This is a genomic window from Aeromonas sp. 600282 (assembly GCF_049175755.1).
Classification (GTDB): Bacteria; Pseudomonadota; Gammaproteobacteria; order Enterobacterales; family Aeromonadaceae; genus Aeromonas; species Aeromonas veronii_A.
Window position 1 is genome coordinate 615,124 of sequence record NZ_JAAKVR010000001.1, and the last position, 17,501, is coordinate 632,624.

At 61.8% G+C, this 17,501-nt stretch carries 15 protein-coding genes; 2 read left to right on the plus strand and 13 right to left on the minus strand.

What is annotated here, in order from left to right; translation table 11 throughout:
- Window positions 1-39 precede the first annotated feature (39 nt).
- Entirely contained in the window at window positions 40-1,890 is a 1,851-nt protein-coding gene (locus tag G5137_RS02645; RefSeq protein ID WP_421254858.1) for an extracellular solute-binding protein, read from the plus strand.
- A gap of 94 nt (window positions 1,891-1,984) precedes the next feature.
- Here the strand turns inward: G5137_RS02645 and G5137_RS02650 are convergent, their stop codons facing one another.
- Both G5137_RS02650 and G5137_RS02655 read right to left on the minus strand, forming a co-directional pair.
- A complete protein-coding gene (locus G5137_RS02650; RefSeq protein WP_227340849.1) occupies window positions 1,985-2,377 on the minus strand; it encodes a DUF2750 domain-containing protein in 393 nt (130 codons plus the stop codon).
- Between the two features lie 156 nt (window positions 2,378-2,533).
- Entirely contained in the window at window positions 2,534-3,088 is a 555-nt protein-coding gene (locus G5137_RS02655; RefSeq protein ID WP_227340850.1) for a hypothetical protein, read from the minus strand.
- 245 nt (window positions 3,089-3,333) lie between these two features.
- On the opposite strand from G5137_RS02655, the gene G5137_RS02660 reads away from it, so the two are divergent.
- On the plus strand, window positions 3,334-3,582 hold the full coding sequence (locus tag G5137_RS02660) for a TIGR02647 family protein (RefSeq protein WP_005334209.1): 249 nt from the start codon (window positions 3,334-3,336) through the stop codon (window positions 3,580-3,582).
- On the opposite strand, the gene G5137_RS02665 is transcribed toward G5137_RS02660, so the two are convergent.
- From G5137_RS02665 to G5137_RS02715, 11 genes are all read right to left on the minus strand, one after another.
- Window positions 3,569-3,874: a hypothetical protein gene (locus G5137_RS02665; RefSeq protein ID WP_421254859.1), complete on the minus strand. Its 306-nt coding sequence runs from the start codon at window positions 3,872-3,874 to the stop codon at window positions 3,569-3,571. The genes G5137_RS02660 and G5137_RS02665 overlap by 14 nt on opposite strands.
- Before the next feature lie 90 nt (window positions 3,875-3,964).
- Window positions 3,965-4,174: a cold-shock protein gene (locus G5137_RS02670; protein WP_005302803.1), complete on the minus strand. Its 210-nt coding sequence runs from the start codon at window positions 4,172-4,174 to the stop codon at window positions 3,965-3,967.
- Between the two features lie 208 nt (window positions 4,175-4,382).
- Complete coding sequence (locus G5137_RS02675) at window positions 4,383-5,483, minus strand: dihydrolipoamide acetyltransferase family protein (RefSeq protein ID WP_421254860.1); 1,101 nt, start codon at window positions 5,481-5,483, stop codon at window positions 4,383-4,385.
- The gene (locus G5137_RS02680) at window positions 5,480-6,466 is read right to left on the minus strand and encodes an alpha-ketoacid dehydrogenase subunit beta (RefSeq protein ID WP_021231077.1); all 987 of its coding nucleotides are present in this window, start codon (window positions 6,464-6,466) and stop codon (window positions 5,480-5,482) included. The genes G5137_RS02675 and G5137_RS02680 overlap by 4 nt, the downstream gene beginning before the upstream one ends.
- Window positions 6,459-7,547: a pyruvate dehydrogenase (acetyl-transferring) E1 component subunit alpha gene (gene pdhA / locus G5137_RS02685; RefSeq protein WP_041209832.1), complete on the minus strand. Its 1,089-nt coding sequence runs from the start codon at window positions 7,545-7,547 to the stop codon at window positions 6,459-6,461. The genes G5137_RS02680 and pdhA overlap by 8 nt, the downstream gene beginning before the upstream one ends.
- A gap of 267 nt (window positions 7,548-7,814) precedes the next feature.
- Entirely contained in the window at window positions 7,815-8,684 is an 870-nt protein-coding gene (locus tag G5137_RS02690) for a hypothetical protein (RefSeq protein WP_421254861.1), read from the minus strand.
- Window positions 8,681-12,670 carry an amino acid adenylation domain-containing protein gene (locus G5137_RS02695; RefSeq protein ID WP_421254862.1) on the minus strand — a complete coding sequence of 1,330 codons (3,990 nt, stop codon included), beginning with the start codon at window positions 12,668-12,670 and terminating at the stop codon, window positions 8,681-8,683. Before G5137_RS02695 ends, G5137_RS02690 begins: the two co-directional genes overlap by 4 nt.
- A gap of 125 nt (window positions 12,671-12,795) precedes the next feature.
- Window positions 12,796-13,563 (minus strand): 2,3-dihydro-2,3-dihydroxybenzoate dehydrogenase, encoded by a 768-nt coding sequence (gene dhbA / locus G5137_RS02700; RefSeq protein WP_421254863.1) that lies wholly within the window; start codon window positions 13,561-13,563, stop codon window positions 12,796-12,798.
- The gene (locus G5137_RS02705) at window positions 13,560-14,492 is read right to left on the minus strand and encodes an isochorismatase family protein (protein WP_204379577.1); all 933 of its coding nucleotides are present in this window, start codon (window positions 14,490-14,492) and stop codon (window positions 13,560-13,562) included. Before G5137_RS02705 ends, dhbA begins: the two co-directional genes overlap by 4 nt.
- Window positions 14,489-16,141, minus strand: a complete 1,653-nt coding sequence (locus G5137_RS02710) for a (2,3-dihydroxybenzoyl)adenylate synthase (RefSeq protein WP_421254864.1) — start codon at window positions 16,139-16,141, stop codon at window positions 14,489-14,491. Before G5137_RS02710 ends, G5137_RS02705 begins: the two co-directional genes overlap by 4 nt.
- Window positions 16,138-17,286 carry an isochorismate synthase gene (locus G5137_RS02715; protein ID WP_421254865.1) on the minus strand — a complete coding sequence of 383 codons (1,149 nt, stop codon included), beginning with the start codon at window positions 17,284-17,286 and terminating at the stop codon, window positions 16,138-16,140. Before G5137_RS02715 ends, G5137_RS02710 begins: the two co-directional genes overlap by 4 nt.
- Between the last annotated feature and the right edge of the window lie 215 nt (window positions 17,287-17,501).

Here is a 17,501-nt window from a genome sequence, read left to right on the forward strand (position 1 = left end):
GCGTGATCTGCAGGAAGCAGACTTCAGGAGAGCAAGGACATGCCATCGACCATCAACGCCGGGGAGCGCCGACTCTCCCCTATCATTCGCGCCACCGCCATCACCCTGGCCCTGTGCTGGAGCCCGTTTGGCTGGAGTGCCACGCTGCCTGCCGACTTGAAGTGGGAGAGCAACAACCAGGATCCTCTCTATGCCGATCCGGCCGCCAAACGCGGCGGCACCTTTCGCACCTTTATGACCAGCTTCCCCCTGACCCTGCGCAAATATGGCCCCGACTCCAACGGCGGCTTTGCCAGTTACGTGCGGGAAACCAACCTGCCACTGCTGAGCACTCATCCCGTCACCGGCAACCCCATGCCGATGCTGGCAAACGAGTGGGCCTTCGGCGCCGACAACAAGACCCTCTATTTTCGCATCAATCCCAAGGCACGCTGGTCAGATGGCCAACCGGTCACCGCCGATGACTGGCTCTTTACCCTCAAGATGATGCGCAGCAAGGAGATCAACGACCCCTGGTACAACAACTACTACAGCACCCAGATAACCGATATCACCAAGTTTGATGATCACACCCTGGCCATCACCAGCGGCACCGAAAAGAGCCGCCAGGATCTGCTCGAGTCACTGCCCATCAGCCCGGAGCCGAGCCACGCCATCAAGCTCACCGCCAACTGGGTCAAGGAGTACAACTGGAAGGTGTTGCCAGTCACCGGTCCTTATCAGATCGATCAGGTGAAAAAGGGCAAATCGGTCACTTTAAAACGGATTGAACACTGGTGGGGGGATGACGAGCGCTACTTCCAGCATCGCTTCAATCCTGCGCGGATCGAGATCAAGGTGCTCAGGGAGCTGAACATCGCCTGGCAGCACTTCCTGCGCGGCGATCTCGACAGCTTCCCGCTGGTGATGCCCAACTGGTGGCACGACAAGACCAACACCGCCGAGTTCGAGAAGGGGTATATCGAGCGGCGCTGGTTCTACAACCAGACCCCGCAACCGCCGATGGGGCTCTATCTCAACACCGCCGATCCGCTGCTGCGCAATCTCGATGTTCGCCTCGGCATCCAGCATGCCCTCAATTTCGACAGAATGCTCGCTACCCTGCTGCGGGGGGATTACCAACGCCTCAACAGCTATGGCTCAGGTCAGGGGGAGTTTACCAACAGCGAGATCAAGGCCCGTCCGTTCGATCCCAAACTGGCACGGGAATACTTTGCCAAGGCAGGCTTTAACAAAGTGGGGCCGCAGGGGATTTTGCAAAACGACAAGGGGCAGTCACTGACCCTCGCCATCACCTACACCACCGCAGAGCACGCCCAGCGGCTCACGCTGTTGCGGGAAGAGGCCAAGAAGGCGGGGCTTAATCTGGAGCTCAACCTGATGGATGCATCGGCCGGTTTCAAATCGATGCTGGAGAAAAAGCACCAGAGCGCCTGGATGGCCTGGGCGGGTAGCCGCTATCCCGCCTATTGGGAGTTCTTCCACAAGGTCAACGCCAACAAGCCCCAGACCAACAACATCATGAACATCGATGACGACGCCATCACAGCCTTGGTGGAGCAGTATGACAAGGAGTTCGACTTTGCCAAAAAAGCGGCCCTGTCACGGCAGATCCAGCAGCGGCTCTATGAGCTGGCCAGCTTCGTGCCTGCGTATCAGGTGCCCTACACACGGGAAGGGGCATGGCGCTGGATCAAACTGCCAAAAGTACCAGCAACGCCCAAGAGCGAGCAGCTCTATTGGCCACTCGGTGGCGACAACAGCGGTTACAGCTATGGCGGTCTGCTGTGGATCGATGAAGAGCTAAAATCCGAGACCAGGGCAGCCATCAAGAGTGGCAAGACTTTCCCGGCCGAGCCCATCATCGACACCACCTATCGCCAGCCCTGATAGCCACAACTCGTTTGGCAAACAGACCTAAAACAAAGACCCCGCCAGATAGCGGGGTCTTTGTTGGCAACCGGTGTTGCGAATAGCTCGGTGATCAGCCGCGTTTGGCCTGCTTCTCGGCAATGGCGTCAGCCACGTCAGCCGGCTCCAGTACGATGCCTTCCTGATCCGGGGTCGGGAACACGGCAACACACAGCTCGTCCTGCTCCATGCCGTCAATCCACCGCTCCAGCCACACCTTGAGGGTGATGGACTGTGGTTTGCAATCGGCCCACTCGCCTTCGGCCCACGCCTTGGCGTACTCCGGGTGCGGCCATACCGGGATGCAATCTTCATCGTCGGTGGTCAGCATCATGACGCCATGCTCGTCAGTCAGGACGAACAGCTCTTCATGCTCGACCAGCTTGCTGATGAAGTGATCGTAACGGTAGTCAGCGTTCAGTTGCAGCGCGGCATTGCGCTCGGTGTCGCTCAGTTCATAGCTCATTGGCCAAGTCTCTCTCTCGATAAAGGGCGCCATGTTCACATCTTGTGGTCAGCTTGTCCAGCTTGCCGCCTCCTGACTCCCGTCGGGGAAACAGCAACGCTCATAAGGATAGAGCAGGGCGGCGAATAAAACGTTTCACCCACCTTCCAGACCGGATTAAAAGGTCGGGGTGATCAGCTCTACATCAGGTTGCTCGCTCAACTTCTGTCGCAGCCAGTAGGCAGACTCTACTTCGACGAAACAGAGTTGATCCCGACCGTCAGCCGCACTTTTCATCAACTGCTCAAATCGCTGCTGTTGTTGTTGCTCCCAGAGAGCGGCAAGCTTTTCGCCATGGGCCTCATCCACCACTTCGCGACGAAGTTCGAACAAATTATCTGTGATCGGGCTGTTGATCTTGCCCGCGCTATGCCAGTACATCTGCAAGTTGTCCATCATCTCGGTGTCGTAGTTGGCCAGCGCATCCAGCTCCGCAGTCGCCCCTTCCTGACCAGATATAAAATCGCACCAACCGGCATCGAGATTTGCCAGCTCGCGGGCGCGAGCCCCTTTAGCATGTTTGCGAAGATGGGTAATGTCGCCCCCCTTGCGGGCAGGTAGCCACACCTCTCCCTCATGGCCCTCCAACAAGGAGGTCAGCAAGGAGACTGGGTAAACAGGGAAAGTGGCGGTGTGTGAATGCAGCAGGGATACCAGCGTGATCTTGACCATGAGCAATACCTTGGACTGGGCGAACAGCCGCCAATGGACCGTCCGATATAAAGAATTCCCCTATCCTACCACGTTTGGTCCGGCTCGGCCCTTGGCGAAGCTGTCAGCCAACCATCTGATTACGCCGAAAAAAACAGCATTTGAAACGCAGCATCCAGCCAAAGATCAATAATTTGAGCCAGCGCCCACTAAAGTGGATCCGGGGATGCTAGTTTGCATACATCTTTAGCGTAAGGAGTAAATCCATGATTGGGATCGACCAGGTTTCTAACGAATTCGTGAACGATTTGAAAATACTGGCATGCTTTGATCCGGCCAACATGAGCCTAGGGATTAAATTACGCAGCGATATGTCTGAAGAGTTGTGCCAGGCGGCAGCCCGTCTGCACCAACAGGGGCTCATCAGCGCAGAAGATGGCGGCTATCTCACCCCGTTTGGCATGACCATGGTTGAACACCTGCAACATCTGCTGGTTGCACTCAAACCGCTTTGACCGGCTGTGGTGCCCAGAGCGAAAAGTTGAGTAGCTCCCAGCGCTCCCCTTGGTGAAGATGACAGGCAAACAGCAAAGGACCTTCGGGTCCTTTTACTTTGCCATCCACCAGCCACTCCCCCTCCCTTTCAGGCACCAGTCGCGCATTCAGCTCATCGGGTTGCTGTGCAGTGCCCATCCGGACCTGGACGAATTGCTGGCAGATCACCTGCGCTTCCATCGCGGATTGAACCGGTACCGGCGCATCGGACGTCAGAGTCAAGGTGGCAGCAAGCAGGAGCGATAACAGCATGATTCAGCACATGGGAGTCAGTAGCAGAAGCCAGATAAACAAAAAGCCGTGGCACCAGAGGTACCACGGCTTTCTTAAATTCTGTAAGAATTACAGAGCGGTTACGTTCTCAGCCTGCGGGCCTTTCTGACCTTGGGTCACAGAGAACTGTACGCGCTGACCTTCAGCCAGGGTACGGAAACCGTTACCTTGAATGGCGCTGAAGTGAACGAAAACGTCCGGGCCGTTTTCTTGCTGGATGAAGCCAAAACCTTTGGTTTCGTTGAAAAACTTAACGGTACCGGTGATCATGTTAGACATATCTTTTAAACCTGTATTCAAAATAATTACTTATGCTTTTCAGCGGGTAAAGCTCAAAAAACGGGATTAACTTATGAACAACAGGACAAGATGTGAAACATCGTATTCATTGACATAACTATCGCCCTTTCAAGCTGGTTTGGATTATACGTGGCTTTGTAGATTACGCAAACAAATTTGTGCCCTGCCAACGGCAGGGCACAAACTGTTATAAGGTCGCTGCTTCCAACGCTTCGACCAGCGCTTTGAGAAAACGAGCCGCCTCCCCGCCAGTACAGGCTCTGTGGTCAAATGTCATCGACAGCGGCAATGCTCTGACGGGACGCGCTTCACCATGGATGAACACCACTTTTTCGAACAGTTTGCCTGCCCCTATGATGGCCACCTGCGGCGGCGTCACGATGGGGCTGGCATAGCGGCCTGCGATGGCGCCGAAGTTGGTGAGCGTAATGGTCGCCCCCTGCAACATCTCGCGCGGCACGGCGCGCGCCTTCACATCGGCGATCATCCGATCCAGCCCCTGCCGGATATCCGCCCCCTCCCGCTCGGCCACGTTCTCCATCACCGGCACATAAAGGCCATGCTTTGAATCCACCGCGATGGCTACATTGACCTCTTTGAACAGACGCCGTGAAAGGGTGTCGCCATCAAACCAGGCGTTCATCGAGGGCTCGGCGCGGCACGCCACGCCAATGGCCTTGATAAGGCGCACCGTCACATCCTCATCAGGCCGCCAGTGACGCAAATCCACCTCATCGGTGATGCTGACCGGCACCACAGTCTGATGAGAGAGCTCCATCGCCTTGGCCATGGCACGCCGCGACCCTTTGAGGAACTCGTTGCCGCTGCTCTGCTGTGACTCGAATGCCTGCTGCACATCCAGCTCGGTCACCATGCCGCCGCTGCCACTTCCCTTGATCCGGTCGATATCCAGACCCAGTTTTTGTGCCAGCAGGCGCACGGCAGGCATGGCTTGCACCAGCGCGCCACCCGGGGCAATGGCCCCCACCACGAAGTGATCCTCGATATGTTGCTGATGGGCGCTCACCTTGCCCACCACGGTGCCATCATCTTCGCCCCCCTCGAACTCCACCAGCGGCGCACCGATATGGAGGATATCCCCCTCGGCGCCGCAGAGACGGGCAATCACCCCGGCCACCGGAGAGGGCACATCCACCAGCGCTTTGGCCGTTTCCACCGACAAGAGCACCTGATCGACCGCAACGGTATCACCGGCACTCACCTTCCATTCGACGATCTCGGCTTCGGCCAACCCTTCACCCAGATCCGGTAATTTGAAAAATTTCATAGCCACTGGTTCTCCATCAGCTGATGAGCGGCATCGGCGATATCCTGCTCGGTGATGAGGTAATACGCCTCGTTGCGATAGTAGGGGACGGCGGCATCCACCCCGGTCAATCGTTTGGGTGGCGCCTTGAGGCTGGGAAGTGCCTGCTCGGTCACCCGCGCAACGATTTCGGCCCCGACCCCGAAGCTGCCACACGCCTCATGCACCACCAGTAACCGGCCGGTCTTGCGTACCGAGGTGAGGATGGTCTCCATATCCAGCGGCTTGATGGTGGCCAGATCCAGCACCTCGCACTGGATATCCTGCTCGGCCAGCAGGTTCGCCGCCCGCATCACCTCCTGGATGCAGGCCCCCCAGGCCACTACCGTGATATCCCGGCCCGGGCGCAGGGTGAAGCAGACATCCAGCGGCAGGCCGACACCGTCATCCACCACCTCGGATTTCATCGAGCGATAGATGCGGTCCGGTTCGAAAAACATCACGGGATCCGGATCGCGGATGGCCGAGAGCAGCAGGCCATAGGCGCGTCTCGGGCTGGAGGGGATCACTACCCTTAGCCCAGGGATATGGGCAAACAGCGCCTCGACGCTCTCGCTGTGATGTTCAGGCGAATGAATGCCCGCGCCATACGGGGAGCGATAGACGAGGGGACAGGAGAGGCGGCCACGGGTGCGGTTTCGCATCCGCGCCGCCTGACAGATGATCTGCTCCATCCCGGGAAAGATGAAGCCCTGAAACTGGAACTCAGCCACCGGCTTGAGCCCCTGGGTGGCCATGCCGACCGCCACCCCGGCGATTAATCCCTCGGCCAGCGGCGTGTCGATCACCCGCTTGAAACCGAACTTGTCGCGCAGGCCCACGGTGGCGCGAAACACCCCGCCGTTGACCCCCACATCCTCGCCGAGCACCACCACATCCGGGTCGTGCTCCATCTCGTAGTGAAGGGCCATGTTGACCGCTTCCAGCAAACTGATCTCACTCATGGCCAACCTCCTGCTTCATCCCCTTGGCAATCACTCGCTCGCGCTGGGGCACGAGTTCGGCGGGCAGGCTGGCGTAGTGATAATCGAGCATCGCCTCCGGCGGCTGGGGCGCCATCGCCTCATAACGGGCGACCGCCTGCTCTACCTCTCGGGTAGCCTCCGCCAGCAGGCTCTGCTCCTGCTCCTCATCCCACCACCCTTTGCTATGCATAAACTGGCGTAGCCGCTTGACCGGCTCTTTCGCCCAGGCGGCCTCGACCTCGGCCCCATCGCGATAACGAGTGGCATCGTCGGCCGTGGTGTGATCGCCGAGGCGATAACTGACCGCTTCTATCAGGGTCGGCCCCTTGCCGCTGCGGGCCCGTTCGACGGCACTGCGGGCGGCATCGTAGACCGCCACCACATCATTGCCATCCACCTGCAGACTGCGCACCCCGGCGCCAATCCCCTTCTGGGCCAGCGTAGGAGCGCTCGATTGCAGTTTGCGTGGCACCGAGATGGCCCACTGGTTGTTGTTGACGATGATGACCATCGGCAGGTGCCAGACACCGGCGCAGTTGAGCCCCTCCAGAAAATCCCCCTTGGAGGTACCGCCATCGCCGATGGTGACTACGGCAACCCGCGGTTGATTACGCAGTTTGAAGGCCGAGGCAATACCGCAGGCGTGGGTGATCTGGGTAGCGATGGGGACGCAGATGGGGAGATCTTCAGAGGGAGTCCCATCGGGTTTGAGAAAATAACTGCCCCGCTCGTCCCCCCCCCAATATTGCAGGTTTTTCTCCATCGGCACGCCCCGCACATAGAGGGTGGGCATGTCTCGATAGTAGGGAACGTAGACATCCTGCGGCTGCATGGCGAGACCAATGCCAATCCCCACGGCTTCTGCGCCGAGATGGGAGGGAAAAGTACCGAGTTTGCCGGTTCGTTGCAGCGCTATCGCTTTTTTGTCATAGCTGCGCACCATCACCATATTGCGGTAAAAGGTGTGCAGTATCGCCTTGTCCAGCCAGGTCGGTAAGGTGGCGACCGGGCACCCTTCCGCATCGAGGTAACGAAGGAAAGGGATGTCGACATGGGTCATAACTGGCTCCTTGCCGTTGTAGGCGTCACCGATGCTGGTGACACTTAGATGTAAATACCTTGTTAAATAAAAAGCAAAAGAATTTACTCAGGTAAGACCAGTAGAAACTTCTTTAAAGTAGCGAAGGAGCTGAATTTTCGGCGATGAGTGGCAAGGTATGCCGTAAATGGTGCAACTTTGCAGCACTGAATGCAGGATGCCAAATATTGAAAAGGGGAGCCTACTCCCCCTTCTGTTACTCAAGTTAGCGGTTACGCCAACCAGCAGTTACGCCAGCCAATGTTGCAGCTGGCGGGCCATGCCAGCTGGCAGCAAGTGAGCGCGACTCAACAAGCGGCTGCGCCAAGGCTCGGCCAGCAAGGTGGGGCAAATTCGCATCTCCCGTCCCCGGTCAGCCACGCGCACCAACCTGTCGACAAGAGTTTCCAGCGGCGGATGCGCCGACCAGTGGGGATACAGCTCGACAGTTGTGATATCGGCCAACTCGCACACCAGCTCCTCTTCCTCATCTCCCTTCCCAGCAACCATTGGCCAGGGGTGAAGCACCTGCAGCCAACCCGGCCTTGCCGCCTCCAGCAACTGACCCAGCGTCGGCTGCGCAAAGTGGGGATCCCCTGCGGCTTTGAGCAGATGGCGCGCCCCAGCCAACACCACCACGCCGCGGGCGGGAAGTGCAAGAAGATAGTCGGCCAGCGCCTGATCCCGCCCCCTGTTGTGCTGCTGCCATCGCTCCGGGCTCATCTCCTGCCACTCGAACGAGGGCTCGCAGAGATGCACCCGCAGCCGCATATGTGCAGGGCGCGCCAGATTGCTCTGGCGCAGAGCGGAAAAGAGAGCCGGAAACTCGGGGGCCATCCAAGCGGGAAAGGCACAGGAGTCGAGCCAGACCGGATAGAGCCGCGCCAGCGTCAGCGGCTCCCCTTGCCAGCGCACCTCACCCGCCAGCCAGGCATCGAGCAAGCCTTGATGGCGGCGGTTGCCGCACTCCAGCACCAGATCGGTCATGATTCCCCAGAGCGCCGGATCACACAGCCAGGCGTGCTGGCGCCGGATAAAATCCGGGTGCCAGTGCGGCTCCCCCAGCCCCACCAGCTTGCCCGCCTGCAAGGCTTCCCGGATGGCGGCAACCGGGGTCATGCATCCCCTTCCTGCCGGATGTGCGGTTGTTGCCCGACCCCATCGACCCGCTCACAAATAAAAGCGCCGATCTTCGCCAACCAGTCGGGATGCACCATCTCCTGATGCAGGCAGGGGAAGCGCTCATAGCGGATTTCGCCTTTTGTCAGCGGCTCCCAGCCACGTCCATCCAGCCAGGGCTGGCGGGAAGCTGACGCCTCGATAAAGATCACCTCCCCGTGGTAGCAGTAGTCGACCGGCTCACGGATCAGCCGGTTGTTGTGGCCCACCAGCTCAATCATGGCGCTCACCACCTGCTCGTCGAGCATGGCCAGCGCACTCCCCTCCGCCCCCAGCCTGGCCACCACCTCGTCGCGAGTGAGGGAGTCGAGCGCCTCGTCCGCAACCGCAATCCCCCCCATTCGCAGCAGCGCATCGAGCATCCGCTGCTCGTCGGGCAACGGCTGGGTCTGCCACTGCTGACAGGAGTAGGCATCGAGCAGCAGCACCATGGCCACCTCCTGTCCCTGCTCCTGCAACATGGCGGCCATCCGGTGCACCAGCATGCCCCCGAGCGACCAGCCGAGCAGCCAGTAGGGCCCCTCGCTCTGCTGACGACGCAGCTCGGTCACATAGTCGAGAGCCAGCTCGTCGAAACTGGCGGGCAGCGGGACATCCGGCTGGCAGAGCGCCCGCGCCTGTAGGGCATAGACCGCCATGTCGGCCGGCAGATGGGGCACCAGCGGCGCATAACACCAGCCGAGCCCGCCGGCGGGATGGACGCAAAAGAGAGTGGTACCCGATGTACCCGCTGGCGCACCGGGCGCTCGCAGGGGCAACAGCATGGGCATCCCTTCACGTTCGCCGCCAAGACGGCGCGCCAGCTGGGCTGGGCTCGGCGCTTCGAACAGACTGGCCAAAGTGAGCGCCTGTCCGGTCGACTCTTCAATACGCACCACCAACTGCGCCGCCAGCAGGGAATGGCCACCGAGCGCAAAGAAGTTATCGTCGGCGCCGACCCGCGCCAGCCCCAGTATCTCGGCGAAGAGGCGACAGAGGCGCTCCTCCAGCAAGGTTTTCGGCAGTGACTGACCCACCGCCGACGCCATGTCGGGCAGCGGCAGCCCCTTGCGATCCAGCTTGCCATTGGGAGTGAGCGGCAGCTCAGCCAGGTTTACCAGGAGCCCCGGCACCATATAGTCGGGCAGCACGGCGCCAAGGGCAGGTGTAAGCTCGGCCAGCGTCAGATCTCTGCTATCTGCGGCCACCACATAGGCCACCAGACGACGATCGCCGGGGGCAAATTCAGGGGCCAGCACCACCGCCTGCGCCACCCGGGGATGGCGCAGCAGCACCTGCTCGATCTCCTCCAGTTCGATGCGCTGGCCACGGATCTTCACCTGAAAATCGAGGCGCCCCAGATACTCGATGGCGCCATCCTCGCGCCAGGCGGCCAGATCGCCGCTGCGATAGAGCCGTCCCGCTCCGAAGGGGTTGGCAATAAAGCGCTCGGCGGTGAGCTCGGGCTGGCCAAAGTAGCCCTCCGCCACCTGCACGCCGCCGATCCAGAGCTCACCCGCGACACCGGGCGGCACCGGCTGCAACCAGGGGTCGAGAATGTGGATGCTGGTATTCCAGACCGGATAGCCGATGGGCACGCTGGTCACCGCCTCGTCTGCCCGGCAGGGATACCAGGTGACATCCACCGCTGCTTCGGTCGGGCCATAGAGGTTGTGCAGGGGGGCTGAAAATGCCCCATACCAGCGCTGCACCAGATCCGCGGGCAGCGCCTCGCCGGAGCAGAATACCTGCCGCAGTGCCCTGCAACGCGCAGGCTCGGCCTGAGTGACAAAGATCTGCAGCATGGAGGGGACAAAGTGCAAGGTGGTGACCCCGGCCTGCTCAATTAGCTCGGTAAGGTAGGCGGGATCCTTGTGGCCACCCGGTTTGGCGAGCACCAGCCGCGCCCCAGTCATAAAGGGCCAGAAGAACTCCCAGATGGAGACATCGAAACCGGCCGGGGTCTTTTGCAGCACCCGATCCGCCGGGCCGATGGGATACATGTGCTGCATCCAGAGCAGCCGGTTGACGATGGCGCCGTGGCTCACCACCACCCCTTTGGGCCGACCGGTCGAACCTGAGGTGTAGATGATGTAGGCCGCATCTTCCGGTTTGGGGGCTGGCAGATCACAAGGTGTTATCGCCACCACGTCTATCGTCGCCAGCTGCTCTGCCACACCGGGGGCATCTAGGCAGACAAGTGGTGCGGCCACGTCGAGCGGCATCCGCAATGTGCGACTAGTCAGCACCAGCGCAGGATCGCTGCTGGCGAGAATGTAGCCGATCCGCTCCGCCGGATAGTCCGGATCCACGGGCACGTAGACCGCTCCCACCGCCATGATGGCCTGCTGGGCGAGAATAAGCTCGGGAGAGCGCGGGATCACTACCGCCACCCGACAACCGGGGCCCACGCCCTTTCCCGCCAGATAGCTGGCCAACTGACGGGTACGCTGACGCAGCTCGGCCACACTCCAGCGCTCGGCACCACACTCCAGCGCGATGGCGCTCTGATCTGCCGCCGCCAGCCCCTCGGCCAGCAGTGCGCTCAGGGTAGTGGTCGGCAACGGATGGTCGGTTTGGTTCCAGCGCGTCAGCTCAGCCTGCTCGCAGGGCAGCAACAGCGGCAAGCGCACCGCCGGGGTCTCGTCAGCCGCCTCACTCCAGGCGGCCAGATAGGCTACCAGTCGGGCCAGATGACGTTCACTCTCCTGTTGGCTGAAGCGCCCCTGATGTGCTTCGAGGGTCAGGGTCATCGCGCCTGCCTCCTCGGCAAAGTAGAAGGCGCATTCCTCCACCGGCCCTGCCGCCAGCACCTGCACCTCGCCACGAACCTGGTTGTGCCCTTCACCAACGCTGAGGGTACGGGCAAAGGGCATCAGGTTGACCTGAGGGCCAAACAGCGGCTGGCCCGGCTGACGCTGTTGCAACCACTCCTGACGGCAGCCCTGATGACGGCGCAGGGCGGCAAATTGCCGCTCGACCTGTGCCAGCAACGCCCCTACCCGGCTGGTGCCGCTCAGCTCGATGCGCAGGGGCACCACATTGACCTTCATGCAGGGGGTATCGGCCGCTGCTGAGCCCAGCCGCCCCATCAGCGGAATACCCAGCACCACCTCGCCAGCGCCGCTCATCCGCTGCACATAGCTGGCCACCGCCGCCAGCAGCAGGCTGTAGGGGTGACAGGCCGAACGACTCGCCCGTGCCACCAATGCCTGCCACTGGCGACCAGCCAGCCGCTGCTCAAGACGATATGTGGGGCCCGGCCCTTGCGCCGGACGGCGGGAGAGCGACGCCGGATTCTCCACCCCGGCCAGCTGCTGCACGAAGAAATCGCGATCCCGCTCTGCGCGCGGCGAATCCTGATAGGCCACCTCCTCGGCCAGCAACTCCTGCTGGGTCGCATAGTGGCAGGGTGCTGGCTGCTCGCCGACGCAGAGCGCCTCATACCAATTGGCCACCCGCTGGCAGAGCAGGCTCAGGCCAAAGCCATCGATGGCGATATGGTGCACGGCGATAAACCAGGCCCACCGCCCCTCACCAAGGCGATAGAGGGTGGTGGCAAACAGCGGCCCCCCGGCCAGATTGAAGGGGACGGCCAGCTGCGCACGCATCTCGACCTGCGCGGCCGCAAGCGGGTCGGCTTCGCTGCGCAGATCCCGCTCTGCCAGCTGCCAGCAGGCGGGGTTGGCCACCATCTGCGGGCCATCGGCAGTGGCAACAAAAGCGCAGTGCAGACCGGGGATCTCGTCGATGGTCTGGCGCACCGCACGGGTGAAGTGATGGGGAGCCAGCGCCCCCTCCAGCAGCCAGTACTCGCCGGTATTGCAGGCGGGGCTCTGCGGGTATTTTTGCTGGGCAAACCAGATGCCCGCCTGAGCAGTGGTAAGCGGCCAGCGCGGGTGCTCACCACGCTGGTGGGTGGCGCGCATCGCCATTGTCTGTTCCATGGGAATGTCCTTGCGCAAACATCGAGCGGGCAGCGGCTTGCTCCTGCCCGCATGGCTGAAAAGCGAGGAGGCCTGGCCTCCTCCATAAAGAGAGTGTCACGCCTGCCAGATCGGCAGCGCGTGGGCTAGACCCCCAGGGTGGCACCGCCATCGACCACCAGATCCTGCAGGGTGATATGGCTGGCGGCATCGGAGGCGAGAAACAGCACGCAGGCAGCCACCTCGTCGGGTGTCCCGAGCTTGCCAAGAGGGATCCCCAGCTTGAACTGCCCGGGCAGGCCCGCGATGGTACGCAGCTCTCCTTCCTGCTGCGCCGCCTCCCCCTCCTGCCACATGCCGTACAGCATGGGGGTGCGGGTAGAGCCCGGCGACACCAGATTGCAGCGCACGCCGTAGGGAGCAAGCTCCAACCCCGCCGTTTGGGTGAGGCTGGTCAGCGCCGCCTTGGAGGCGCCATAGATGCCCATCCCCACTCGTGGCACCCGACCGGCATTGGAGGAGACATTGACGATGGCGCCCCTGCGCCGTCCCTGAAACCAGGGGGTCAGGGCCCGCATCAGGTAGAAGGGGGCGAAAGTGTTGATGGCGAAGGTGCGCTGCAAAAGAGCGTCATCCACCTCATCGATCCTGCCGGTCGCCAGTACGCCCGCGACATTGACCAGCACATCGGGCCCCAGCCCTTCGTCCAGCAGCTGTTCGCAGCAGCGGGTCACGGCCTCGCTGTCGCTGACATCGATCACCACTCCCTTCACGTTGCCGGGCAGCGCCTCGACCAGTTGCAAATCGAACGCCACCACGCTGGCCCCTGCCTCGGCAAAGGTGCGCGCCACCGCATGGCCAATTCCCTGTGCCGCACCGGTTACCCAGACGGTTCTGCCTTGCCACTCGCTCATGGGGTGCACTCCGGTTCGCTGACGTGCTCTTCGTTGACCTGATAAGCCGTGTCCTGACTGACATTCAGCTGACGGGAGAGGAGCGCCCACCAATGGGCCAGGGTCGGCGTGCGGGCCAGCTCGGCCAGCTCCACCACCACTCCCTGCTGGCGCCACTCCTCCACCAGCCCCATCACAGCCAGCGAATCGAGACCATAGTCGAGCAAGTTGTCATCCTCGGTGGGCTGCTCATGCTGCATCTCGGCGGGTAGCCGCGCCAACACCTGAGCACGCAGCGACTCCCGAGTCAGGGGGCGTTTGCTGGCCGCCATCACCTCGGCCACGGTAATCACCCGACCTGCATTGCGGCTGACGTAGGAGAGCGCCAGCAGATGATCTTCGCGGGAAAAGTCGGCGATGGCATCAGCCACCAGGAAGGGGCGAATATCGCGCATAAAAGCATCGACCGCCGTCTGCATCACCCCGATATGGCCGTAGATGCCGCAGATCACCAGCTGATCCCGCCCCCATTCGGCCATCAGCTCGGCCAGCGGTGAACGGCAAAAAGCGCTGTAGCGCCACTTGGTCAGCACCGTATCCTGCGGCTCGGGTGCCAGCGCCGGAACGATTGGTTGGCGCTCCGGCGCCTGGGTCAACCCGGGCCCCCACATGTCGTTGAGCAGCGCCCGATCGGCCTGACTCTGCTCGGCGGGCTGGGCGGTATAGACCACCGGCATGCCAAGAGCTCGCGCCTGACGGATCAGGGTGGCGATATGGTCGATGACCTGATTGATCAGCGGATTGTCCGGCCCGTAGAAGTCGACGAAATAGTGCTGCATATCGTGGACCAGCAAGGCTGCGCGGCCCGGTTCGAAGGGCCAGTTCACCCGCCCGGTGGGCAGCTCCTCGGCGGTAGGCAGCGGATAGGCGGCGAGGGATTGAATGGTCATGCACACTCCTTGGCGAGCTGCTCGCGCAGCGTCTGTTTGTCTATCTTGCCGACCGGGGTGTGGGGCAGTTGCTCCACCAGCACCAGGCGATCGGGCAGTTTGTAATCGGCCACCCCCTGCTCGCGCAGGAAACGGCGCAAGCGGGGCAAATTGAGGGGCTCGCGGCACATCAGAAAGGCGCAGCTGCGCTCCCCGAGCATGGGATCAGGCATGGCGACCAGCGCTGCCTGCCGCACCTCCGGGTGGGTCAGCAACAGCTCTTCAATCTCGAGGGCGTCGATCTTCTCCCCGCCCCGGTTGATCTGATCCTTGTTGCGCCCCACCACTATCAAATGACCACTGTGCAAGCGGCAGACCAGATCGCCGGTGCAGTAGAAACCGTCCCGGTCGAAGGCACGCTGATTGTGGGCATCAGCTTTGAAGTAGCCGCGAAAGGTGTAGGGGCCACGCGTCCAGAGCTCGCCGCACTCGCCATCTGGCAAGGGGCGTCCGTCGCTATCCCGCACCTCGACCTCGTCGCCCGGGCTCATCGGGCGGCCCTGGGTATTGACGATGTGCCACTGGTCATCCTCGATGCGGGTGTAGTTGACCAGCCCCTCGGCCATGCCGAACACCTGCTGCAAGCGGCAGCCAAGGCGGCTCGCTACCGCCTCGGCATGAGCCGGGCTGAGGCGCGCGCCGCCCACCTGCACACACTCCAGGGAGGTCTGCGGATAGTGGCTGGCCGCCTCCAGCCAGAGCGCCAGAGCCGGTGGCACCAGCGCCGCCCAGTTGACCTGATGGCGCTGCACCAGCGGCAGACAGGTTGCGGCGGAAGGATCCTTTGCCAGCACCACGCAGCCACCGGCATAAAACACCCCGAGTGCCCCGGGGGAGCTCAGGGGAAAGTTGTGGGGCGCTGGCAGAGCGCAGAGATAGATCACCCGCTCATCCCAGCCGCACACCTCTACGCTCTGGCGCACGCTGTAGCCATAGTCATCGTGGGTACGGGGGATCAGTTTGGGGGTGCCGGTGCTGCCGCCGGAGAGCTGGAAAAAAGCGACCTGATCGGCTGGAGTCGGTGTAGGGGTTGGTGCAGTGGCCGCCGGCGGCGAACCATCAGCACGGGCTATGGGGTCAGGCTGATGCCATGCAAATCCCGACTGAAGATCGGAGCCTTCAGCCTGCTCGAACAGCAGTGTCTGGCAGGAAGGAGATACCAGTTCATCAAGGGCCACGAGGCTTCCCGCTTCACCGGCAAAGCCGGGGTGAGAGGGGCTTAGTACCAGCAAGGCGGGCTCAATCTGGCGGGCAAAGGCCACCAGCTCGCGCCGTTGATGGCTGTAGAGGGCATGCACCGCCACCACGCCGCAGCGGATCAGGGCAAACCAGCAGATATAGAACTCGGCGCAGTTGGGCAACTGCACCAGCGCGGTATCGCCATGACCCAGCCCGCGCGCGGCCAGCCGCGCCGCCAGTGCATCGACCTCACGCTTTAACTGGCCATAACTGAGGGTTCGCTCGCCGCAGATCAGGGCCGTGCGCTCGGAATAACGTTCGGCAGAGTCATCTAGCAGGGCGGTGAGCGGTTGTCCGCGCCACCACCCTTGTGCCCGGTAGTGGGCTGCCAGCTCGGCGGGCCAGGGGGTAAAGGGTACCAGCGGCTTCATGTTGTCACCTCCGGCTCCCGGCTCTCGAGGCCAAAGGCGCGCAACATGGTGCCAAGCTTGGCAGCGGTCTCTTGCCACTCTGCTTCGGGCGAAGAGCCCACCACCACCCCGGCACCAGCATAGAGTCGCAGTTGCCTACCGGCCAGCACGCCACAGCGAATGGTGACAACCCACTCGCCATTGCCATCGGCATCCATCCAGCCGACGGCGCCACAGTAGAAGCGGCGATCGTACCCCTCGAGCCGGGCGATGGCCTGACGCGCTGCCGAGAGCGGCGTGCCGCACACCGCCGGTGTCGGGTGTAGCGCCAGCGCCAGTGCCAGCACGGGAGATGGCTCATGGAGCCGTCCGGCGATGCGGGTCGAGAGGTGCCACATGGTAGGGGTCGCGATCACCTGCGGCTCCGCGGGCACATCCAGCTCGCGGCAGAAGGGAGCGAGGGCCGCAGCAACCGCATCGGCCACCAGCGCATGTTCATAGCGATCTTTTTGCGCCCCAAGCAGTTCGGCACTGGCCGCATGTTGATCAGGAAACGCGTGGCGCGGACGGGAACCCGCCAGCGGATTGCTCACCACCGCCATCTCGCTGCGCGATACCAGCAGCTCGGGGCTCGCACCAAGCAGGGTCTCCCCATCCGGCAGCGGGATCTGGAACACATAGGCGCCCGGATTCTGGGCCAGCAGAGAGCCATAGGCGTGTGCGGGGGAGGTCTGCTCTGCGCTCTGCACGTCGATGGCGCGTGACAACACCACTTTCTCGAGTTGCCCCTCGCTGAACTGCTGCAACGCTGCCCGCACCGCCCCCTGATAGTGGGCGGAGCCGGTCACTTCGCTCACCTCGCCATGGAGCTGGCAACAGCTGGCGGGCAACAGCGCATCCCTTGCGACCCACTGCGATTGCGCCGGGATCACCAGATGCCAGGGGGATTGGGTATCAAACGGAATGGCGCCGATGGCGATGGGATTGACCATCCCCTGCTGGCGCAGCTGACGCAGATGGGCAAGGAGCTTATCCGGTGGGATGCCGGTAAAACTGTCGTGGATACCGGAGGCGACCAGTACCCTGTCACCGCTGGCAAAACAGCACACTTTATCCAGCCCGACCGCTGTGGCGGGCCACTCTCCTTCCAGTGCATGGTCACACATGACGGTGCTACTCCTTGGAATGAATCACTGCCTGACACGACTTAAAGTGAGCCATTTGACTCACCAGATATCAGGGTGAACGGCATCCTAACAAGGAGCGAAAAAACGATCAATACAAATGAGAATCAATTTCATTAACTTCTTTTTAGTCAAAAGAGAGTGACGAACGAAACTGAGCTTCGCCAATAAAAAAGAGTTGCGATCGGAGTAAATTC